Source organism: Klebsiella michiganensis (assembly GCF_015139575.1).
Classification (GTDB): domain Bacteria; phylum Pseudomonadota; class Gammaproteobacteria; order Enterobacterales; family Enterobacteriaceae; genus Klebsiella; species Klebsiella michiganensis.
This window is the reverse complement of record NZ_AP022547.1, coordinates 2,474,235-2,496,570: the sequence shown is the minus strand read 5'-3', so window position 1 is coordinate 2,496,570 and position 22,336 is coordinate 2,474,235. Positions and strand designations below refer to the sequence as shown.

The window sequence follows — 22,336 nt, the reverse complement described above, 5'->3', positions numbered from 1 at the left end:
GAGACACAAAAATGATTCCACTCAATGTCCCTTATTCGGCATTAAAAGGGCGTGCGCTTTTTTCACTGATTTTTTTCACCTCACCGGGATTATTGGCAGCGGTTAATAGCGCCGATAAAACAAAGAAAACCGCTGACGAGACCATAACGGTCGTGGCCGACGGCACTCGGCAACGCGCCACCCAGGGATATCAGCCGGTCAATACCTCGACCGCCACGCTGACTACCATGCCGATGCTGGATATTCCGCAGGTGGTCAATACCGTCAGCGAGCAGGTGCTCGAGGATCAGCATGCGACGAACCTCGATGAAGCGCTGTATAACGTCGCCAACGTGGTACAAACCAATACCCTCGGCGGGACCCAGGACGCCTTCACCCGCCGCGGCTTCGGCGCTAACCGCGATGGTTCAATCATGACCAACGGCCTGCGTACCGTGCTGCCGCGCAGCTTCACCGCCGCCACCGAACGCGTCGAAGTGCTCAAAGGCCCGGCCTCAACGCTGTACGGTATTCTCGACCCCGGCGGATTAATCAACGTGGTGACCAAACGCCCGGAGCGCAGCTTCGGCGGCTCCGTCTCCGCCACCTCCACCAGCTTTGGCGGCGGTACCGGCCAGTTTGACGTCACCGGCCCCATCGACGGGACGCCGCTGGCGTATCGGGTAATTGGCGAATATCAGCATGAAGATTACTGGCGTAATTTCGGCAAAGAGAAGAGCAGCTTTATTAACCCCTCCCTGACCTGGTTCGGCGAGCGGGCGACGGTGAACGTCTCATATTCGCACCGTGACTACAGTGCCCCATTCGATCGCGGCACCATCTTCGATCTGAATACCGGCCATGCGGTGAACGTCGATCGCAAAACGCGTTTTGATGAACCGTTTAATATTACCGACGGTTATTCCGATCTCGCGCAGCTGAATGCCGAATACCGTCTCAGCGACGCCTGGACCGCCCGCTTCGACTACAGCTACAGCCAGGATCATTACAACGACGATCAGGCCAGGGTAATGGCCTACGACTCGGCGACCGGCAACCTGACCCGCCGCGTCGATGCCACCCACGGTTCCACCCAGAAAATGCACACTACGCGGACGGATTTACAGGGCAACGTGGTCATTGGTGGTTTCTACAACGAGATCCTCACCGGCCTGGCCTATGAGAATTACGATCTGCTGCGCACCGATATGATCCGCTGTAAGAACGTCAAGGGTTTCAATATCTATAATCCGGTCTACGGCACTGTTGGCAAATGCTCCAGCGTTTCGGCATCCGACAGCGACCAGCGTATTCAGCAGGAGAGCTACGCGGGCTACCTCCAGGACGCGCTCTATCTTACCGATAAGTGGATTGCCGTCGCCGGGGTGCGCTATCAGTATTACACCCAGTACGCCGGCAAGGGCCGCCCGTTTAACGTCAATACCGACAGCAGCGACCAGAAATGGACGCCGAAAGCGGGCCTGGTGTATAAGCTGACGCCGTCCGTCTCCCTGTTCGGTAACGTGGCGCAGTCGTTTATGCCGCAGTCCTCTATCGCCAGCTATATTGGCAATCTGCCGCCGGAAGAGTCGACGTCTTACGAGCTGGGCGCGAAGTTCGATCTGTTCAACGGCGTCACCGCCAATATCGCGCTGTTTGATATTGATAAGCGCAACGTCCTCTACACGGAATCCGTGGGCGATGAGACGGTGGCAAAAACCGCCGGTAAAGTGCGCTCCCGCGGCGTCGAAGTGGACGTGGCCGGGTCGCTGACCGATAACCTGAGCCTTATCGCCAGCTACGGCTATACCGATGCGAAGGTCACCGACGATCCGGATTACAAAGGCAAACCGCTGCCGAACGTGCCGAAACACACCGGTTCGCTGTTCCTGAGCTACGACATTCACAATGTCTATGACAGCAATACGCTGACGGTGGGGGGCGGCGGTCGCGCGGTGAGCAAACGTTCCGGCACCAACGGCGCGGATTATTATCTGCAGGGCTATGCGGTGGCGGATGTGTTTGCGGCCTATAAGATGAAGCTGCAATATCCGGTGACCCTGCAGGTTAACGTGAAGAACCTGTTCGATAAGACCTATTACACCTCCTCCATCGGCACCAATAACCTCGGCAACCAGATCGGCGATCCGCGGGAAGTACAGTTTACGGTGAAGATGGATTTTTAAGCCTCATCCCTGTCCCGGATCGCGGCGCGCGGCGCCTTATCCGGGCTAGCACACTGTAGCCCGGGGGCGGCGCGGCCCCCGGGAATCCCCGCCGAACGGTCAGAATCAGCACGCCCCGGATAACGCCTTGCCTTACCAGTCCTCCCCCTGGCCAAGAATGCGCAAAATATCCTGCCGATGCTGCAGCAGCAGCGGATTGTCGCGATGGCGGGGATACGCCAGCGGCAGCGCAAACTCGGCGATAATCCGCCCCGGTCGCGGCGACATGATTAACACCCGATCGCACAGCAGCAGCGCCTCTTCGATATCGTGGGTAACCAGCAGGCTGGTATAGCCCTGCTGCTGCCACAGGGCGATCAGCTCCCGCTGCATGCTGATGCGGGTAAGGGAATCCAGCTTGCCCAGCGGCTCGTCGAGCAGCAGCAGACGCGGCTCATTCAGCAGCGCCCGGGCCAGCGCCGCACGCTGCGCCATCCCGCCGGAAAGCTGGCGCGGCCACGCTTCGCTAAACGCCTGCAGCCCCATTCGCGAAATCAGCGCATCGGCCTTTGGCTCAAGCCCCTTTTTCCCCTGCGCCTGCGGTCCCAGCAGCACGTTTTGCCGCACCGTCAGCCACGGATAAAGGGTCGGATCCTGAAACACCAGTATCCTTTCGGGCCCCGGTCCGCCCATCGCCGCCTCATCAATCTGAATTTGCCCGGCCTGCTGCGGCTCCAGTCCCGCCAGCAGCCGCAGCAGAGTGGATTTACCGCAGCCCGAAGGACCGAGCAGCGCGACGCTCTCTCCGGGCCGCAGCTGCAGGCTGATATTCTCCAGCACCGGCACCGTCTGTTTGCCAAGGCTAAAAGCGTGATGCAGATGACTTATCGACACCGCCGCGCCGGTCGATGCCGCCTGAGAAGTGGCGTTCGCAGTTACCATTGCATCCCTCCCCGCTGCCAGCTCAGCAGCCGGTCGCGGACCATAAACAGCCCGCTAATCAGGCCGGAGCAGAGCAGCGCCATCACCAGCAGCGCCGCGTACATATTGGGATAGGCCGCCCAGCCCTGCGCCCACTGGAGATAAAAACCGATACCGGATTTCACGCCGACCATTTCGGCGACGATCAGCACCGAAAACGATGCGCCAAGCCCCATAAACAGGCCGACAAAAACGTTCGGCAACGCGGCGGGGATCGCCACGCGCAGGATCAGGAAACGCTGGCTGGCGCCCAGGGTTCGCGCCACGTCATACCACGCCTTATCGATGCCGATAACCCCGGACCAGGTCAGCACGGTCACCGGGAACCAGGTGCTGAGCGCGATCAGAAACACGCTGGCGCCGAAGCTGGAGGGGAAGATAAACAGGCACAGCGGCAGCAGCGCGGTGGACGGCACCGGCCCCAGCAGACGCAACACCGGATGCACCCAGTAGCCGATCCGCTGGGACCAGCCGATCGCCAGCCCGCTGATAAAACCGCAGCTGGTGCCCAGCAGCACCCCGAGCCCGAGCAGCCCCAGCGAATGCAGAAGGCTATCAAGCAGGCGCGGCCAGTCATCGTGCAGCACCTCAATCAGCGCCTGCGGCGGCGCGAAAAACGGCACCGGCAAAAACGCCGTCTTGGCCGTCAGTCCCTCCCACAGCGCAAAAAGCAGCGGCAGCAGCGCCAGCCACTTTCCGGCATGCTGCAGGCGAGTCCCCCGCTGCCGCCAGTAGCGGTAGCTCAGCGCCAGCAGCAACAGTCCGCCGCCAAGGGTGAACTGCGCCAGCGCCCACCCTTCGCTAAACGGCCAGCGCCGCCCGGCATCGGGCCAGGCCAGGGTAAACAGGCCGCCCAGCAGCCATAGCGCGGCGGCAAGCCAGCCTTCCTTCCACAGCGGCCTGCCGCTTGCCGGGCGCGTCAGCACCCGTTCAGGCGAAAACGTTGACATAAATGCTCTCCGCAAACTGATGGGGATCGGTTCCCGGTTTAATGACCTGCACCCGCTGAAGATCCACGGCGTACTGGGTCAGCTCTTTGACAAACGCCTCGCCCACCGCATGATGGCCGTGCCCCTGGCCGTGGAGAATTCCGCTGACCTCCGCCTCATTGGTATTCAGCGCATGGGCGAGGAAGGATTGCGCCACGCTCTCCGGATGCGCGGCGGCATAGCTGTGCGCCTCAAGAATCGCCTGGGTGAGCGCGGCGGCGGCCGGTTTATGATCGCGCGCCAGGCTACCGCTGACCCCCAGTACGCAGCAGCTCAGGTTAGCGTAATCGCCGGTCATATTGCTGGCGATAAGCTGATATTTACCGGTGTCCAGCAGACGATAGCTGAAGGGTTCGCTGCCGCTGATGGCGGCAATTTCGCGTTTATCCAGCGCCACGCTGAGTAAATCTGCCGGATAGACTTTCCACTGCACATCGCTTATCGGATCGATGCCGTGGCGCTTAAGCAAGATGGCGAAGAAGTTTTTATCCGGCCCGGCCATATCGGTGACGCCGATGGTTTGCCCCTTCAGGCTCTCCAGGCCGCCGAACGGCGAGTTTTTCGCCGTCAGCAGGTTCAGGCAGCCGCCGTGGGTTCCGGCGGTGAGCTTCACGTCGAAGCCCTGCTCCAGCGCCTTCAGCCAGCGCAGCGCCATCCCGACGCCGGCGTCGGCCTTGCCGGTGGCAATCGCCTCCAGCAGCACGTCCGTCGAATTGCCGAAGTTAACGAACTCCACGTCGAGATTGTATTTACTGAAGATCTTCTGCTGCTCCGCGACGGCAACCGGCGCCAGGCACACCGCGCTTTTGTTAATCGCCAGCTTGATTTTGTACGGCTGCGCCAGGCGCAGGGCCGGGTGTTCCTCACCGCTCGCCATGGCCGCCATATCGTGAGCCCAAAGCGGCAGAGAGGCCCCGGCCAGCGCAAGGCTGCCGGTCAAGCGTAAGAAACGACGGCGAGATGTCATCATGGCGACACCTCCGCATGGGCCTGCACGGCAGGCACGCTAAAGCCGTTATCAAACGTCGGCGTCACGTCCAGCTTTGCGCGGATCAGCCCGTTGGTGAGGTAAAAGTCCGCCGTCGACTGCTGCTGAGCGACCGTCTTCGCGTCCAGACGCAGCCACTGCGACTGGCGATTGGCAAACTGCGCGCGGGCGATATCCGCCGGGAAACGAATAATTTCCCCCAGCGTTTTACCGTAGCTATCGAGATTGGCGTAGGCCCAGCGCTCGGCGCCGGCCAGGCGATTGAGGTAATCCTGCAGCGCCGCGCGCTTCTGCGGATCCTTAAGGGCATCATCGGTTGCCGCCAGGAAAGTGTTACCCGGCAGCAGCCCTTTGCCGCTGACCAGAATCTGTCCCTCGGCGGTCTTCACCAGCTGCGTGGTATAGGGCTCCCAGGTCGCCCAGGCGTCCACCGAACCGTTGAGCAGCGCCACTTTGGCGTCCACCGGACCGAGAAACACCCACTGCACCTCTTTCGGCGAAATTCCCGCCTGCTCCAGCGCTTTCAGCGCCACAAAGTGGCCAATCGACCCTTTACCGGTAGCGATGCGTTTGCCTTTTAAATCCGCGGCGCTTTTCAACGCGCTGCCGGGCGAGACCAGCACCGCGGTGCCGGCCGGGTTGCTTTTATCGACGGCGATGGCTTTAACCGGCGCGCCGTTAGCCAGTGCGAACAGCAGCGGCGCATCGCCGATAATTCCCGCATCCACCGCCCCGGCGTTAAGCGCTTCCGCCAGCGGCGCGGCGGCCGGAAACTCAGCCCATTTAATCTCGTAAGGGAGATCCTGCAGGGCGTTGGCTGCCTCCAGCTGCGAACGCATGCCGCCTTTTTGATCGGCGATTCGCAAGGTGATTCGCTCCTGAGCCGCCGCATAGCCGCTCAGGGCCAGCAGCATAACCACCCCGGCTAAACCGGTAACATTAAGTCTGCGCATATGAATTATCCTTATTTTTGAAAAGCGTGTTTGCCGGCCGCCAGCCACGCGCTGTCGCTCTGCGGGGTATGTACCCGCCCGCACAGCACGTTGCGATAGTGGCGCTCCAGAGGATTTTGCCGACTCAGGCCATGGTTGCCGGTCAGCTCCAGCGCCAGGTTCACCGCCTGAATGGCGTTGTCGGTAATCGTGACTTTCGCGAGATTCGCCTCAATGGCGGAAAAGCCCAGCTGCGCGGCCTTTTCCAGCAGACCGCGATTGACCAGTAGCCAGCCGTCAATCTGGCCGACTTTTTCCTGCACCCGCGGCAGGCTGGAAAGGGGTTGCCCAAGGCTGCCCGGAATACGCGTACCCAGCCACGTTACCAGCCAGTCGCGGGCCGCCCGCGCGATGCTGTCGTAAATCGCCGCCAGCAGCGCCGTATGGCGGTTGGCAAACAGACGAAACTGCTCCGCATCCGGCGCGGGAGGCGCATCGGCGGGCCACACGTCCACCGCGTGCTCTGCGGCCACCCGGACGTTGTTCAGCACCACTTCGTGGCTGCCGGTTGCCCGCATTCCGGCGTGATCCCAGCTGTTCACCACGGTAATGCCCTCACTGTCGCGGGGCACCAGCCAGGTGCCGACCAGCGGCGGAGCGTCGTCGCTGCGGCCCCAGATGGCCAGCCAGCTCAGCCCCTCAATACCGGTGGTATAGATTTTATGGCCGTTAATCTGCCACCCTTCCGCGCGGCGGGTCGCCACGGTTTGCGGCAGGCCGCCGCGCGCCGGGGAGCCCAGTTCCGGCTCCACGCGCAGGCTGTTGATCAAGCCTCCCCGCTCGACGGCATCATGAAAAACCCGCTGGCGCAGCGGCTCGGACCAGTTCTCGTTCTCCGCCAGCCGCAGATGGTGCAGGTACTGCATGCAGACGATCAGCGCCGTCGCCGGTTCGCCCCAGGCGATGGCCGCAATGGCCTGCTGAAGCTCGGCTAAGCCGGCACCTGCCCCGCCGTACTGCTGTGGCACGGCGAGGCTTAAAAAACCGCGCTGGCGCAGACGGTCGATATTGTCGCGGGGAAAGTCGCCGCTGGCGTCGAGACTGGCCGCCTGCTCCGCCATCAGCTGGCGTACCTCCGTCAACCGCCGCGCCCAGTCATCGCTTGTCTGACCGATCACGAGGCGCGCTCCGCCACGGCGCGCAGGGCGGCTTTTTCGCGGGCGATCGGCAGCAGCGCTTTACCGTACTCCTGAGCATCGTTGAGCGGATCGAACCCGCGGATCAGGAAGTTGCGCACGCCGAGGTCGTAGTAATCGAGCAGCGCGTCGGCGACCTGTTCCGGGGTGCCCACCAGCGCGGTGGAGTTGTGGCCGCCGCCTACCAGCTGCGCGATCCCGGTCCACAGGCGTTTATCCACCACCTTGCCCTGCGCCGCCGTCGCCCGCAGACGCTGCGCCCCGACGCTGTCGGGCTTGGCTTTGAAACCGCCTCCGCTCTGCGCCGCCCGCTCGGTGGCGACGTGCAGGATATGCTCGGCTTTCTCCCAGGCCTCGGCTTCGGTCGCGGCGATAATCGGCCGGAACGAGACGCTGAAGTCGATTTCGCGCTGATGTTTCGCCGCCTCGGCCCGCACGCGCTGGATGGTTTCCGCGGTTTGCGCCAGCGACTCTCCCCACAGGGCGAAGACGTTGGCGTGCTTGCCGGCCACGGCGATGGCCGCTTCCGACGAACCGCCGAAATAGAGAGGGATATGCGGTTTTTGCAGCGGGCGAATGGCCGACCACGCCTGTTCCGCCTGATAAAAGTCATTGGCGATATCCACCGGCTGTTCGGCGGTCCACACCTTGCGGACGGTCTCAAGGAAGGCATCGGTACGCGCATAGCGCTGGTCGTGATCGAGGTAATCACCGTCGCGGCGCTGCTCGGCGTCATTGCCGCCGCTGATGATATGTACCGCCAGACGGCCGCCCAGCAGGTGTTCAAGGGTAGCGAACTTACGCGCGGCGAGGGTCGGCGAGACAAAACCGGGACGATGAGCCAACAGGAAGCCGATCTTTTGCGTCGACAGGCCCGCCAGCGCGGTCACCAGGAATCCGTCGGGTTGATCGGACCAGTGGCCCACCAGCAGGCGGTCAAACCCGGCGGCCTCGTGGGTTTGCGCGAAACGCACGATGTAATCGCGGTCAAAAATCGGGCCGACCGGGGCGATGGTTTCCGACGACAGGCGGTGGCCGATCATGCCGAGAAATTGAATGCTCATGCAGAACTCCTTGTAGCAGGATAATGAGTGGGCCGCCGCGGCGGCGCGTTTTCATTACCCTATACACGGGTTCTTAATGAACAAAATGCATTTTTATCATATCTTAATATGCGAGATAAGCATTTATAAAAATTATATATACGTTTCAGCCAGATACGTTTAGCTGCTGAACGACTTTGCCGGCGAAAAAAGTCAGCGGCTGGCTCAGATTAGCCAGATTCTGCGCGTGAACCAGCCACAGATGCACCTCGGGCTGGAAATCCGCCAGCGTCAATACCGTCACCTCGTCGCGCCACGGGCTGGCGGCCAGCGCGGCGCGCGGCACCAGGCCAAGCCCCAGCCCCTGCGCCACGAGGCTGATTTGCAGCTGGGCGCCCGCGGTCTCGACATTCAGCGCCAGACGCAGCCCCTGGGACTGCAGCTCGCGGATCAGCCCGGCCCGCAGGCCGCAGCCGTCGGGATTGAGCACCCAGCCTTTTTCCGCGCAGTCGCGCAGCGCCCCGGCGTGAAGACGCCAGCTTTTAGCCGCAATCACCACAATATCCAGCGGGCACAGCAGGCGCCCGCCGTAGCCGTCAGCAAAGCGTTGCTGTTCCGGCCCCATCGCCAGCACGCCGTCCAGCTCGACGCTTTCAAGGCGCTTTTGCAGCAGCCCGCTCCAGCCGCAGGTCACCTGCGGTCGCAGGGCGGGAAACTGCTGGCGCAGCGCGCTCAGCGCCGGCTGCAGGGCAATTTCCGCCACGCTCTGCGGGACCCCGAGACGCAGGATACCGTGCGGCTCGGCCTCAGGGTCGAGCAGGCCGTACAGCTTTTTGGTCTCCCGCTTGATGCTCAGGCACTGCTCGTAAACCCGGTGCCCGGCGGCGGTCAGGGTGAGCGGCCGGGTCTGACGCTCCAGCAGCGTTACGTTGAGGGTTTGCTCAAGACGCTGCAGACGACGGGTAATCGCCGATTGGGTAATACCGAGATATTCCGCGGCCTGGTTAAGCGAGGAGAACTGCACGGTGGCCAGCAGTGCGTCAATGTCGTCGATGCGCATAGCGTCCTTAAAGCCTGGCCCATCAGAGCTATTTTGCTTGCCATTTTGAACCTGGGCAGTGCTCAGACAAAACTCATAGAGTTTTGAACGCCTTCAGGGCGGCCCGAAGGGGGAGCGTAGCGAATAATCCTCACGTACTACGTGTACGCTCCGGTTCTTCCGCGCTGGCCGTGTTCAAACTGTCTACGCCAATGACGCTTGATGGGTAGGCTATCAATGTTATTTTTGCATATTAATATATGCGGAAATTGCATTTTAATTATATTAACGCCTTTGCTAGCGTAAAGACCAGTCCCGACAACAGGAAGCGACCATGACCGCACCGCGAGTGGAAAAATTACGCCAGTTTATTCAAGACCTTGATGCCCTGCATCGCGAATTTACCGATGAACAGCCCCTGCTCGACGCCGTGGCCCTGCGCCTGGCCGCGCTGGTGAAAAAAGATGACTGGCTGCCGGAGGAGTACACCCTGCCGCATCCCCACCACTATCAGCAGTATCTGCTGCATGCCGATTCCGGGCAGCGTTTTTCCATTGTCAGCTTCGTCTGGGGGCCGGGGCAATCGACGCCGATTCACGATCATCGGGTGTGGGGCGCCATCGGCATGCTGCGGGGCGCGGAGGAGAATCAGCGCTACCGCCTGGACGAGCGCGGCCAGCCGGTGGTCATCGGCGTTGCTGAACGCCTTTCCCCAGGCGAAGTGGAAAAAGTCTCTTCCCGCGACGGCGATATTCACCGGGTGAGCAACGCCCTCGCGGATAGCGTCTCAATCAGTATTCACGTTTACGGCGGCAATATCGGCGGCGTCAGGCGAGCGGTTTATACCCCGGAAGGCCTCGTCAAACCTTTTGTCTCCGGCTACTCCAACCGCCACTTACCCAATATCTGGGATCTCTCAAAGGATAATTAATATGCCCACCTGTTCTTATCGCCCGGCCGCCCAGCTGCGCCAGGCGCTGCTTGACGGCGCCGAGCTGGCGCTGATCGACGTTCGCGAAGAGGCCGACTTTGCCCGCAGCCATCCGCTGTTTGCCGCTAATCTGCCGCTCAGCAAGCTGGAGCTGGATATTTTTCGGCGCGTGCCGCGCCTGACAACGCCGATTACCGTCTATGACGGCGGCGAAGGTCTGGCGGAGCGGGCCGTCGAGCGCCTGCAGAGCTGGGGCTACGAAGATGTCGCCCTGCTGGAAGGCGGCCTGCCGGGGTGGCAGCGCAGCGGCGGAGAGCTGTTCCAGGATGTGAATTCGCCGAGCAAAGCGTTCGGCGAGCTGGTGGAGAGCGAGCGGCATACCCCCTCGCTGAGCGCCGGGGAAGTGCAGGCGCTGCTCGATGGTCAACAGGAGGTGGTTGTCGTCGACGCGCGCCGTTTCGATGAGTATCACACCATGAATATTCCCGGCAGCATCAGCGTGCCCGGCGGGGAGCTGGCGCTGCGCATTGAGGGCCTGATTCCGTCATCGCAGGCGACGGTGATCGTCAACTGCGCGGGGCGCACGCGCAGTATTATCGGCACGCAGTCGCTGCGCAATGCCGGTTTGCCCAATCCGGTCTACGCGCTGCGCAACGGTACCATCGGCTGGACCTTAGCCGGGTTTGACCTTGAGCGCGGCCAGCAGCGGCGTTATGACGCCGATTTTCGCGCCCCAGCCGAACGCGCGGCGGCGGTGAGGCAGCTGGCGGAGCGCGCCGGCGTCGCCTTTATAGACAGCCCAACCCTTCAGCGCTGGCTGCGGCAGCCCGCCCGCACCACTTACCTGTTCGACGTCCGCAGCCCGGAGGAGTACGCCGCAGGTCATCTGCCGCTGAGCGTTAGCGCGCCCGGCGGGCAGCTGGTGCAGGAAACCGACCATTTCGCCAGCGTGCGCGGGGCGCGCATTGTGCTGATTGCCGATGACGAGATACGCGCGCCGATAACGGCGTCCTGGCTGGCGCAGATGGGGTGGGAAGTGGCGGTATTACGCGATGCGCGCGCGGAAGATTTTAGCGAGCGCGGTACCCCCGCAGGCCGCGTACCGCCGGGTCCGCAGGCGGAGGAGATTGCCCCGCATCAGCTGGCGGCACAGCTGAGGGAGCCGGGAACCGTGGTGCTGGACTTTACCACCAGCGCCAACTACGTCGCCCGGCATATTCCCGGCGCTTACTGGCTGGTGCGTTCACAGCTGCGCCAGGCGCTGGAGGTGCTGCCTTCCGCCGAGCGTTACGTTGTCACCTGCGGCAGCAGCCTGCTGGCCCGCTACGCGGTGCCTGAGGTTGCGGCGTTAACCGGAAAACCGGTGCAGCTGCTGAGCGGCGGCACGCTGGCGTGGATTGACGCCGGGCTGGAGCTGGAGCATGGCGAGACGCATCTGGCGACACCGCGCAGCGATCGCTATCAGCGCCCGTATGAAGGTACCGATAACTCACCCGCGGCAATGCAGGCCTACCTCGATTGGGAGTTCGGCCTGGTTGAACAGCTGAAGCGCGATGGCACGCACGGGTTTAAAGTATTGTGATGTCCCCCGCTCGCGCTGCGCTTAGCGGGGCTACGGGCTCACTGCCGTCTGCCATACCGTCGCCCGGACAGATGCGCAGCATCGCCTCCGGGAAATTATGCCGCACTGTGCTCTGCTCCCGGGGGCGGCGCAAGCGCCTGCCCGGGCTACAGGTCCACTGCCGTCTGCCATACCGTCGCCCGGACAGATGCGCGGCATCGCCTCCGGGGAATTATGACGCACTGCGCTCTGCTCCCGGGGGCGGCGCAAGCGCCTGCCCGGGCTACAGGTCCTGGGAGTTCGGCCTGGTTGAACAGCTGAAGCGGGATGGCACGCACGGGTTTAAAGTATTGTGATGTCCCCCCGCTCGCGCTGCGCTTAGCGGGGCTACGGGCTCACCGCCGTCTGCCATACCGTAGCCCGGACAGATGCGCAGCATCGCCTCCGGGAAATTATGCCGCACTGCGCTTTGCTCCCGGGGGCGGCGCAAAGCTCCTGCCCGGGCTACAGGTCCACCGCCGTCTGCGAACCCGTCGCCCGGGGAAGGGCCGCAATCAGATCTCCGGCGTATTTTTAAAGCCCATCAGCATCAGCATCGGCTCCTGCTGTGAGTCCGCCGGGTCGAAATGGTAGCGATTGCCCTGGCGGTCGCCGCCGATATACCACGAGATCTCGGTTTTGCCTTCCGCCAGCGCCTTGCGCACCGCTTTATCGACATCCACCATCCGGTATTCGCGTTTGGAATTGAGGTACAGCGACGCCTCCGAGCTGTAGTTGCAGGGCGGGCGATGATTCCAGGTCACGCTGTTCGCGCTCCAGTCGTTGCTCGCCGGATAGAAAAAGATCTGATCCGCGCCGTTGGTTTCCACTTTTCCGCCGTAGATCCGCAGCTGATATTTAAACAGCGAGGCGTCCTGATCCTGCGGCAGCGGCGGGATAGGGAATTTCACCAGCGTCATGGTTTCCGGATTGTGCGTGCGCCCGCCATTTTGCCAGTTATCGCTGACCACCAGGTTTTCCGGCGCGGGATGGGCAACCGTCGGCGCGGTGCTGTCCACCAGCGCATTCTCCTTCACCGTCGTGAAGCGATACGGCACCGCGCTGCCGCAGTCGATCCCCTTGTTCATGCAGCGCTCGGTCATATAGTGCGCCCCTTCCACCGTCCAGCCGTTCATAAAATCCGCGTGCGCCGTATAGATACTGCCCCAGCGCTCTTCGCGCTTCTCACCGTCCATGATCGGATCCAGGGAGAGCTGAATCTTCGCGGTATCCAGGGATGTAATCTGCGGCAGAACGTAGGCCACATTCATATTCACCGTCGGGATTTTCACCGGATAGTCGCTCGGACAGGCGCCGTTGACGTCGTATGCCGCGTTACTGTGCCCGTGAGCCGGTTTGAGATTGACCCCATCCCAGCAGTTGGGGAACTGAATACCGATATTAAACTGTACCGCATCGCCACCTTTACGCAGCCCACAGACTTCTCCGGCCTTGTTGCTGTAGCCTTTGCCGTTAGCGCACAAAAAGGTGATGCGCGAGCTGGGCGCCGAACCGTGGTGATCGCCCGCCAGCAGTTCGAGACCCGCCGGGAATGGGTGCAGCGGATACTGTTCCACTTTGGTGGTCTGATAGTAGGTTTTTTGATACGCCGGCGTTACCACCTGACCATCCGGCAGCTTCATCGACGGCACCCAGTAGGCGGAACCGTCGGCCTTGTTATCGCAGGTGGTTTCCGGCTGGTCGCGCAGCGTCTGATAGGTGGAAACCGCATCGGTATGGGTATTACCAAAAAAATCATGCCACATGGCCTGATTCGGTTTGCCGAACATCATGATGGCGTCATCGCCCAACGTATGGTGATAAGCGCAGACCACGTGGGCCTGCGGGCCGGCATGAGCGGAAAACGCGCCGGCAACCAGCAGCGGCGCGAGAGTTAAAGTGAACGCGTTCAATTTCATTTTGCAATCCTCCTTGTTTGAAGGAGTGCAGAGATAGCAAACGCCCGCCGATGTTACACATCATCAAACATCATTTCGTCTCATCGGCCCGCCCCATCAGGCTCGCGCATGATCCATGAATACTGAAATGACTTCGGCGCCGGGAAATGCGTGCGCCGACGAAACGACCCCAGCCGCTGCGGCGTGCAGTAGGTGCAGCTCCCCAGCCACTCCATGTTTTCCTCCGGCACGCCCGCGCTGCGCAGCAGGAGGTGGGCAAAAGCCCGCAGATCGAACCACGCATTGTCGCCCGCGGTCGCTTTCGCCTGCTCCCCCTCCGACGCTGCCTGATGGGACAGGAAGAGCTGCTCCCGATGGCGTTTTGCCAGCTCGCCGGCGGGCATCGCCAGCAGCGCCTGGTAGAAGTCGCCGGTGACTTCATAGCAGCAGGGGTGAATATGCGGCCCGCTCACCACCACCAGATCTTGCGGGTCGACGTGATAACGCTGAAACAGCGCAAGGCTATTTTCGATAATCCCGCTGGCCGCGCCGCGCCAGCCTGCGTGCACGCTGCAGACATAGCGCCCATCACGCGACGCCATCAGCAGCGGCAGACAGTCGGCGGTCACCACGCCCATCTTTTGCCCGCTGACGGCGGTAAACATCGCATCGGCGTGGGGGCGCTCCGCCTGCGGCGCCCGATACTCATGTACGATATTGCTGTGAACCAGTTTAACCGGCGCCATTTCGCTATAGGGAAAGGCGGCGGTTTCATGAACGTCGAGAAAGGCGTAGCGGATACCGGGGATATCGCTCAGTAAGCGGGATGTAAAAGACATGATGCTCGGAAGAATCAATGGATGATGATTTAACCTATGCCAAAGTAGAGAGATGCGCAAGGCGGATTCCCGGGCTACCAGTCCGGTAGCCCGGGCAAGGCGCGGCTTTACCGCGCCGCCCCCGGGAATCAGCGAAAATGCTCAGGCCAGCGCCGTGCGCTTTTGTCGGCTCATCAGCCAGAACACCGCCGCGCCCGCCAGCAGAATGCCGGGAGCGGACGCGGCCATCACCCCGACGGTGCCGGTGCCCAGCGCCAGCATTTTGCCCGCCAGCAGCGGACCGCTCATCGCGCCGAGACGGCCAATCGCCACCGCCGTCCCCACGCCGGTGGCGCGGATTTCGGTGCGATAGAACAGCGGAGCCAGCGCGTAAAGCACGCTCTGGCCGCCGGTGGCAAACAGTCCGGCGACAAAGCCGGAGAAGAGCATTGCGGTCAGCGAGGACGCGGTCCCCAGCGCCAGCAGCGACGCCAGCATGCCGGTATAGATCAGCAGCGACATCCACAACGGGCTGAGCTTATCCATCAGCGCCCCCAGCAGCAGCGTGCCGCAGGCGGCGCCGAACTGCAGGACAAACATCACCCCCGCCGCCTCGCTGGGGCTGAACCCCTGGCCGACTAGCAGCATCGGCAGCCAGTTGATCAGCATATAGACCACCAGCAGCGTGAAAAAATAGCACAGCCACAGCAGCAGCGTGGCGGTAGCGTTGCCCGGCGCGAGGAGCGTGCGCAGCGGCACGCCCCGCGCGCTGCGCTGAAACACCGGCGATTCCGGCAGCCAGCGCAGCAGCAGCGGCACCAGCAGCAGCGGAACGATACCGCCGATCCAGAACACCGTTTGCCAGGCCGCGGCAAGGCCGAAAAAGCCCAGCGCCGCCGCCAGCGCCGCGCCGATGGGGACGCCGCAGTACATCAGGCTGACCGCCCTGCCGCGAAAGCGGGGGCCGGCGGCCTCGGAGGTTAAGGCAATCAGATTCGGCAGCGCCGCGCCCAGGCCGACGCCGGTCAGCAGCCGGGCCAGCAGCAGCGTGGGATAATTCCACGCCAGCGCGGTAGCGATTGAGAACAGGCCAAAGAGCAGCACCGAGCCCAGCAGAATTCGCTTGCGGCCATAGCGATCCGCCAGCATGCCGCCCACCAGCGCGCCGGGCAGCAGGCCGAGGATCCCGGCGCTGAAAATCCAGCCCATCTGCATTTTATCCAGCGCGAACGCCTGCGCCATGCCTACGGCGGCGATGCCTGCCGCCTGCAGATCCAGCCCTTCCATCAGTGCCACCATAAAACAGAGCCCGACGGTTAACATCAGGCGCGAATTGCTTGCAGTCGTTGTTTGGGTCATAGAGTACCTTTGCGATATCCGGACAAGCGGAGCAGGTGAATGGCGGCTGATACGTTGCCAGCCGCGCGTTGCTTTTATTTGCTGCGGTTAAGCAGATCCAGCGCGACGTCGACGATCATATCCTCCTGACCGCCCACCATCCGCCGCTTGCCGAGCTCGACGAGGATATCCACCGCGCTCAGGCCGTAGCGCCCGGCGGCCGCTTCGCTGTGGCGCAGAAAGCTGGAGTAAACCCCGGCATAGCCCAGCGCCAGCGTTTCGCGGTCAACCCGCACCGGGCGATCCTGCAGCGGGCGCACCAGCTCATCGGCGGCGTTCATCAGAGCATACAGATCGGTACCGTGATTCCAGCCGAGCTTATCGGCGGCGGCGATAAACACCTCCAGCGGCGCGTTGCCCGCCCCGGCCCCCATCCCCGCCAGGCTGGCATCGATACGGTCGCAGCCCTCTTCCACCGCGGCGATGGAGTTGGCCACGCCGAGACTGAGGTTATGGTGCGCGTGCATCCCGGTGGCGGTTTCCGGCTTCAGCACCGCCTTGAGGGCACGGAAGCGATCGCGAATATCGTTCATGTTCATCGCCCCGCCGGAATCCACCACGTAAATACAGGTGGCGCCGTAGGATTCCATCTTCAGCGCCTGCTGCGCCAGCTGTTCCGGGGAGGTCATATGGCTCATCATCAGGAAGCCGACGGTGTCCATGCCCAGCTCGCGAGCGAAGGCGATATGCTGCGCGGAAACATCCGCCTCGGTGCAGTGGGTCGCCACGCGCACCACCCGCGCCCCGGCCTGATACGCGTTTTTCAGGTCGTGCAGAGTGCCAATGCCGGGTAGCAATAAAGTGGCGATCTTCGCCTGGCTGACCGACTCCGCCGCCGCCTCAATCCACTGCAGGTCGCTGTACGCGCCGAAGCCGTAGTTAAAGCTGGAACCCTGCAGACCGTCGCCGTGGGCCACCTCTATCGAATCGACGCCCGCGCAATCCAGCGCCCGGGCAATCTGGCGCACATTGTCGAGCGAGTATTGATGACGAATCGCGTGCATCCCGTCGCGCAGGGTCACGTCTGAAATATAGAGTTTTTTGCCGTTCATGCTGCTTCTCCCGCCGCGTCGTTCATCGCCTGGGCCATTTTTTCCGCCGTCGCCAGCGCCGCCGACGTCATAATATCGAGGTTACCCGCGTAGGCTGGCAGATAGTGCGCCGCCCCTTCGACCTCGAGATAAACCGCCGTTTTCAGGCCGGAGAAGCGGCCGACGCCCGGCAGGTTTACCGGTTTATCTTCCGGGATGACCTCAAACTGTACCTGCTGCTTCAGGCGATATCCCGGCACGTAGGCCTGCACCGCCGCCGCCATCTCGGCGATCGAAGCGGCAATCGCCTGCTGCGATGCCGCTTCGCTCAGGACATAAACGGTGTCGCGCATCATCAGCGGCGGCTCCGCCGGATTCAGCACGATAATCGCTTTGCCTTTCGCCGCGCCGCCCACTTTCTCAATGGCCTGCGAGGTGGTTTCGGTAAATTCATCAATGTTGGCGCGCGTCCCCGGCCCGGCGGATTTGCTGGCAATTGAGGCGACGATCTCCGCATAGTGCACTTTTGCCACCCGAGAGACCGCCGCCACCATCGGGATGGTGGCCTGGCCGCCGCAGGTCACCATATTGACGTTGCCTTCGGCCAGATTGGCCTCGAGATTGACCACCGGCACGCAGTACGGGCCGATGGCCGCCGGGGTCAGGTCGATCACCCGGATCCCCGGCCTGGCTTCCCGCAGCGCGGCGTCGTTTTTCACGTGCGCTCCGGCGCTGGTGGCGTCAAAAACCACATCGATATCGGCGAATTCCGCCATCTGCATCAGGCCGCCAACGCCCTCGTGCGTGGTGGCGACGCCCATGCGCCGGGCGCGGGCCAGGCCGTCGGACTCGGGGTCGATGCCGACCATCACCGCCATCTCCAGGTGCTGCCCGTGGCGCAGAATTTTGATCATTAAATCGGTGCCGATATTGCCGGAGCCGATAATGGCGACTTTACGTTTACTCATCACTCTCTTCCTCTTTGGCGACAAAGGTCGCCGCCACTGAACCTAAACCGTCGATATGGGCGGCAAAACGATCGCCGGCGGTAATCGCCACCATCGGGCCTAACGCCCCGGTCAGCACGATATCCCCCGCCCGCAGCGGCTCGCCGAGGCTGGCCATTTTGCGCGCCAGCCACACCGCCGCGTTCAGCGGATGGCCAAGACATTCACTGCCGCGCCCGCTGGAGACCTCTTCCTCGTTACGGGTCATGCGCATCGCGCAGTTTTTCAGATCCAGCCCATCCGGGCGCCGCGCCGGGCTACCCAGCACGTAAACGCCGCAGGAGGCGTTATCGGCGACCGTATCGACAAAGCCAATCGACCAGTCGCGAATACGGCTGCCGACCACCTCCAGCGCGGGAAGCACCCAGTCGATGGCGGCGTACAGTTCATCAAAGGTGGTATCGGCATGCGGCAGATCGCGTTTCAGCACCAGGGCGATTTCGGCCTCCACTTTCGGCTGCAGCACCCGGGAGAACGGCACATCGGCGTTATCGCCGTAGCACATGTCGGCAAACAGGGTGCCGAAGTCCGGCTGGTCAACGCCCAGCTGCTGCTGCACTTTAGGATGGGTCAGTCCCACCTTGCGTCCCGCCACCCGGCGGCCGTTCGCCACGTGGTGCTGCACGTTCATCCGCTGGATGGCGTAGGCCGCTTCCGCGTTGTCAACGCCGAGCGCATCGCGCAGCGGTTCAATCGCCTGGCCGCGGCTTTCCGCCTCACGCAGACGCTGCGCCAGTTGTTCAAGAGATAAGGTTGTCATCAGCACTCCTCAGGTACGCGCCAGAAAATCGAGCACCAGCTGGTTAAAGCTCTCCGCGTGCTCCCACTGCGCCCAGTGGCCGCAGTCGCGATAGATATGCAGTTCGGAACCGTTAATACCCGCCAGCAGGCGCAGCCCGGCGTCCATCGGTACAAAGCGATCGTTACGCCCCCAGACGATCAGGGTCTGCGCGCGGATTTCGCCGAGACGCGGGCTAAAATCCGGGAACTGCTTCGGGTTGGCTTCCAGGCTTTGGACGAAATTATCCAGATGCTCCCGGCGCGACAGCATATTATTGAGGCGCGCTTCAAACAGCGCGTCGGTCAAATCGCGGGTATCGAAGACAAAGATGTCCATCATCTTTTTCAGGTTTTCGATGGTCGGCTCACGGTACAGGCCGTTCAGCAGCTTGATGCCTTCCGTCGGCATCGGCGTAAACAGGCTCATGCCGCCGGTTCCGCCGCCCATCAGCACCAGTTTGCCGACGCGCTCCGGCCAACTGAGGGTAAAGGCCACCGCGCTGTGTCCGCCCATCGAATTGCCCAGCAGATGCACTTTGCTGATATCCAGCTGGTCAATCACGCTTTTCAGCACCCTGGCGTTCAGGTCGGAACGGGAGCCGCGGTTGACGATAGAATCGCTTTTTCCCCAGCCGGGGCAGTCCAGCAGAATGACCCGGTAGCCCGCCTCGACCAGCGGGTCGATATTGCGGCTAAAGTTGGCCCAGCCGGTAGCCCCGGGGCCAGAGCCGTGCAGCAGGACCACGGTTTCGTCGCCCTCGCCGCAGTCATTAAAATGGATGCGTAATGTTTCTCCGCCCTCTTCCACGTTGAGGAAACGGCTGGTGGCGGCTTCGGTTTGCGGTTGGTAGCTCATCATATTCTCCCGTTAATTCATTTCTGCGCGGCGGCGCTCAGCGAGCCAAATCCGGCAATCCACTCGGGGATTGGTCGGTAATAGCGGCCTTCGCAGCGCCAGCGGCCAAATGCGGATAGCGCGGCAAAGGCGGCCACCCAGGTTTTAATTTCGTGCGTCGATTTCCCGGCCATTGCCGACAGCTCTTCGTTACTGACGGCATCCAGCTCCGCCAGCCGCCCCTGCTCCAGCAGGCTCATAAAGCGGGTATCCCAGACGGGGTTGAGCGGATAGAGCGAGTTCTGGTCCTCGATAAACTGCTTCGCCGCGCTAATGACCCGCTGCTGGCGCAGTTCACGCTCGTCCGGCGGCAGCTGCCTGCCGCTGCCCAGCAGCCGGTCGCGCATATGGGCATCGGCCTTCGCCAGCTCCGGTACCGGCGGCTGATGCGACAGGCCGCCGGAGCCAAGGATTAATACCCGTTTATTGAGGGTGGTCAGGAAGCGGCCAATGGCTTCGCCCAGCATGCGGGTGCGCTGAAAGCCCGGCAGCGGCGACGCCACGCCGTTGATAAACACCGGCAGAACCGGCAGGGTATCCAGCCCGCCGAGCAGGAACTCCAGCGGTTGCGCAAAGCCGTGATCCACCTGCATGCAGTAGGAGACCGCCAGATCGATGCCCTCTTTCATCACCGCGTGGGCGCAGGCCTCCGCCAGCCCCGTCGGCACCGGCAGAACGCCGCTGGCGCTGCTGAAGTCGCCGATAGCGGTCGCCCCGATGCCTAAACAGAACGGCGGCATCACATCGTAGAAAAAGCCGTTGTAGTGATCGGGAGCAAACAGCACCACCAGCTCCGGGTCGAAGGCGGCAATGCGCGCCCGCGCGTCGGCGATGGTGCCGTTCACTTCGTCCAGCACCGCCTGTTCCGGGTCAACGTAGCCCACCAGCGGGGTATGGGAGAGGCAATGAAGATATGCGTTCATATCAGGCCACCTGTTCAATCGTTGTTGCCGCCTGCGCGGAAGCCAGCTGCATCTTGCTCGCCAGCGCGTCGAGCTTTTTGCTCAGGGTTTGCGGGATGGCCACGGTGGCGACGAAGCGGTCCGGACGCACCACGGCAATGGCGGTATCGTGCTGCGCGAACCAGCTTTTCAGGCGGTTTTGCGTATCGCCGACGCGGATAACGCCGGGCACGTTGTCCTGATCGCAATGAATCTGCACCTCCGGCACCGCCTGGATAAAGCGCACCCCGACCGCGCGCCAGCGGGCAATTTGCTCATCGTTGAGCCCCCACTGCGGATTACAGCCCCAGGCGATAATGGCGAATCTGGCGCCAATCACCTCATCGAGCAGCGTCACCTGCCCGTTTTCCAGCGTCACCTTCGGCTGGATAAACATTTTGCCGACCGGGGACGTTTTACTTTCGCCTTCCGCCAGCAGCGCGCCGTCGCGATACTGCGGCATTGGCTTGAAACGCATTTCAAGGAAGTAGCGTTTAACCGGCGGCAGATAGTTGAGCAGCCACGAAACGCCGTCGCGCACCGCGCCGTGCCAGCGTTTCGGCGGCGCCAGGACGTTGCCGGCGGTGACCGACAGGTCGATCATCGCTTTGGCGTGATCGCGCCGCTCCTGCTGGTAGCTGTCCAGCAGCGCCTCTCCGGCTTTGCCGTTCACCACCAGCGCCAGCTTCCAGGCCAGGTTAAAGGCGTCGCGCATACCGCTGTTGTAGCCCTGCCCCTGCCACACCGGCATGATGTGCGCCGCGTCGCCCGCCAGCAGTACGCGATCGACGCGAAAGCGTTCGGCGATGCGCGCGTTGTGGGTGTAGACGCGCTGGCGAATCAGCTCGACGTTATCCGGGTCCGGCAGCACCTTGCTCAATAGCTGGCGCATCTTGTGCGGCTCGCTGAGCTGGGCTTCGGTTTCGCCGGGCATGACCATAAATTCGAAACGCCGTACCCCGTGCGGCAGCGCGGCGGAGACGTACGGGCGCACCGGGTCGCAGCACAGGTAGACGTGCGGCGTCGCCAGCGGATCGTTGGCGATATCAATAACAATCCATTGATTCGGCGCGGTTTTGCCTTCGAAGGGAATATTCAGCGCGCGACGAATGAAGCTGGCTCCGCCGTCGCAGGCCACCAGCCAGTCGGCGCGCACGGTTTCCCGCTCGCCGTCGCTGCCTTTGACGTTCAGGGTGACACCGTCACTATTCTGGCTAAAGGCCTCTACTTCGCGGGAAAACAGGCAGCGCACGTGGGGGAAACGGCTGAGGCCGTCGTACAGCACCGCGTCCACCTGCGGCTGAATAAACGCATTGCGGCGCGACCAGCCAAACTCGTCGGTCATCGGCTGAATATCGGCAAAGCAGCGCCCTTTCGGGGTGAGAAAGCGCATCGCGTGCCACGGCGTAGTATGCGGCAGCACGTTGTCGACCAGCCCCACCGCCTGCATCGCCCGCAGCGCCTCATCGTCGATACCGATGGCGCGGGGATAATCGATCAGCGACTCGAGCTTCTCAATCAGCACGACGCTGACGCCCATCTGCCCGAGGTAGTTGGCGATGGTCAGGCCAACCGGACCGGCGCCGGCAATAGCGACCTGCGCGCTGTGCTGTACCGCGGGTTGGATATCAGGATTGGATGTTGTCATTTTCAAAACCTCACGCTTCGGACAAATTGCCGTCACCGCACAACCTTCAGCAGGGCAATTTGTTAACTAAATGTGAA

The 22,336-nt window shown here is 62.5% G+C and carries 18 protein-coding genes and 1 pseudogene; 3 read left to right on the top strand and 16 right to left on the bottom strand.

Going from position 1 to position 22,336, the window contains the following annotated elements:
- Positions 1-92 precede the first annotated feature (92 nt).
- The gene (locus JLG71_RS11745; protein WP_116279963.1) at positions 93-2,165 is read left to right on the top strand and encodes a TonB-dependent siderophore receptor; all 2,073 of its coding nucleotides are present in this window, start codon (positions 93-95) and stop codon (positions 2,163-2,165) included.
- Between the two features lie 132 nt (positions 2,166-2,297).
- Here JLG71_RS11745 and JLG71_RS11740 read toward each other — a convergent pair whose 3' ends face one another.
- From JLG71_RS11740 to JLG71_RS11710, 7 genes and pseudogenes are all read right to left on the bottom strand, one after another.
- On the bottom strand, positions 2,298-3,086 hold the full coding sequence (locus JLG71_RS11740; RefSeq protein WP_049076253.1) for an ABC transporter ATP-binding protein: 789 nt from the start codon (positions 3,084-3,086) through the stop codon (positions 2,298-2,300).
- A complete protein-coding gene (locus JLG71_RS11735) occupies positions 3,080-4,075 on the bottom strand; it encodes an ABC transporter permease (protein ID WP_014229684.1) in 996 nt (331 codons plus the stop codon). Before JLG71_RS11735 ends, JLG71_RS11740 begins: the two co-directional genes overlap by 7 nt.
- Positions 4,056-5,084, bottom strand: coding sequence for an ABC transporter substrate-binding protein (locus JLG71_RS11730; protein WP_086544272.1), 1,029 nt, complete (start codon positions 5,082-5,084; stop codon positions 4,056-4,058). The genes JLG71_RS11735 and JLG71_RS11730 overlap by 20 nt, the downstream gene beginning before the upstream one ends.
- Positions 5,081-6,055 carry an ABC transporter substrate-binding protein gene (locus JLG71_RS11725; protein ID WP_102804045.1) on the bottom strand — a complete coding sequence of 325 codons (975 nt, stop codon included), beginning with the start codon at positions 6,053-6,055 and terminating at the stop codon, positions 5,081-5,083. The genes JLG71_RS11730 and JLG71_RS11725 overlap by 4 nt, the downstream gene beginning before the upstream one ends.
- 11 nt (positions 6,056-6,066) lie before the next feature.
- Positions 6,067-7,155: an acyl-CoA dehydrogenase family protein gene (locus JLG71_RS11720; RefSeq protein ID WP_048262556.1), complete on the bottom strand. Its 1,089-nt coding sequence runs from the start codon at positions 7,153-7,155 to the stop codon at positions 6,067-6,069.
- 34 nt (positions 7,156-7,189) lie between these two features.
- Positions 7,190-8,294 (bottom strand): annotated as a pseudogene (locus JLG71_RS11715) (LLM class flavin-dependent oxidoreductase).
- A gap of 145 nt (positions 8,295-8,439) precedes the next feature.
- The gene (locus JLG71_RS11710) at positions 8,440-9,333 is read right to left on the bottom strand and encodes a LysR family transcriptional regulator (protein ID WP_182094922.1); all 894 of its coding nucleotides are present in this window, start codon (positions 9,331-9,333) and stop codon (positions 8,440-8,442) included.
- A gap of 313 nt (positions 9,334-9,646) precedes the next feature.
- Between JLG71_RS11710 and JLG71_RS11705 the strand changes: the two genes are divergently transcribed.
- Together JLG71_RS11705 and JLG71_RS11700 are read left to right on the top strand one after the other, a co-directional pair.
- Positions 9,647-10,243, top strand: a complete 597-nt coding sequence (locus JLG71_RS11705; RefSeq protein WP_064358115.1) for a cysteine dioxygenase family protein — start codon at positions 9,647-9,649, stop codon at positions 10,241-10,243.
- A 1-nt stretch (position 10,244) separates the two neighbouring features.
- Positions 10,245-11,825 (top strand): rhodanese homology domain-containing protein, encoded by a 1,581-nt coding sequence (locus JLG71_RS11700; protein ID WP_048262449.1) that lies wholly within the window; start codon positions 10,245-10,247, stop codon positions 11,823-11,825.
- A 533-nt stretch (positions 11,826-12,358) separates the two neighbouring features.
- Here JLG71_RS11700 and JLG71_RS11695 read toward each other — a convergent pair.
- The 9 genes from JLG71_RS11695 to JLG71_RS11655 all read right to left on the bottom strand — a co-directional run bounded on the left by JLG71_RS11695 (position 12,359) and on the right by JLG71_RS11655 (position 22,259).
- Entirely contained in the window at positions 12,359-13,762 is a 1,404-nt protein-coding gene (locus tag JLG71_RS11695; RefSeq protein WP_064392510.1) for a CBM96 family carbohydrate-binding protein, read from the bottom strand.
- An 80-nt stretch (positions 13,763-13,842) separates the two neighbouring features.
- Positions 13,843-14,580: a polyphenol oxidase family protein gene (locus JLG71_RS11690; protein ID WP_014229693.1), complete on the bottom strand. Its 738-nt coding sequence runs from the start codon at positions 14,578-14,580 to the stop codon at positions 13,843-13,845.
- A 141-nt stretch (positions 14,581-14,721) separates the two neighbouring features.
- A complete protein-coding gene (gene mhpT / locus JLG71_RS11685) occupies positions 14,722-15,918 on the bottom strand; it encodes a 3-(3-hydroxy-phenyl)propionate transporter MhpT (RefSeq protein WP_025108197.1) in 1,197 nt (398 codons plus the stop codon).
- 74 nt (positions 15,919-15,992) lie between these two features.
- Positions 15,993-17,009 carry a 4-hydroxy-2-oxovalerate aldolase gene (gene mhpE / locus JLG71_RS11680; RefSeq protein WP_004851699.1) on the bottom strand — a complete coding sequence of 339 codons (1,017 nt, stop codon included), beginning with the start codon at positions 17,007-17,009 and terminating at the stop codon, positions 15,993-15,995.
- Positions 17,006-17,956 (bottom strand): acetaldehyde dehydrogenase, encoded by a 951-nt coding sequence (gene mhpF / locus JLG71_RS11675; RefSeq protein ID WP_025108198.1) that lies wholly within the window; start codon positions 17,954-17,956, stop codon positions 17,006-17,008. Before mhpF ends, mhpE begins: the two co-directional genes overlap by 4 nt.
- Positions 17,949-18,755, bottom strand: coding sequence for a 2-keto-4-pentenoate hydratase (mhpD, locus tag JLG71_RS11670; protein WP_004851704.1), 807 nt, complete (start codon positions 18,753-18,755; stop codon positions 17,949-17,951). The genes mhpF and mhpD overlap by 8 nt, the downstream gene beginning before the upstream one ends.
- A 9-nt stretch (positions 18,756-18,764) precedes the next feature.
- Positions 18,765-19,631 carry a 2-hydroxy-6-oxonona-2,4-dienedioate hydrolase gene (gene mhpC / locus JLG71_RS11665; RefSeq protein ID WP_116279908.1) on the bottom strand — a complete coding sequence of 289 codons (867 nt, stop codon included), beginning with the start codon at positions 19,629-19,631 and terminating at the stop codon, positions 18,765-18,767.
- Between the two features lie 17 nt (positions 19,632-19,648).
- On the bottom strand, positions 19,649-20,593 hold the full coding sequence (mhpB, locus tag JLG71_RS11660) for a 2,3-dihydroxyphenylpropionate/2,3-dihydroxicinnamic acid 1,2-dioxygenase (RefSeq protein WP_200914224.1): 945 nt from the start codon (positions 20,591-20,593) through the stop codon (positions 19,649-19,651).
- Position 20,594: 1 nt separating this feature from the next.
- Positions 20,595-22,259, bottom strand: a complete 1,665-nt coding sequence (locus JLG71_RS11655; protein ID WP_200914223.1) for a bifunctional 3-(3-hydroxy-phenyl)propionate/3-hydroxycinnamic acid hydroxylase — start codon at positions 22,257-22,259, stop codon at positions 20,595-20,597.
- Positions 22,260-22,336: the final 77 nt, after the last annotated feature.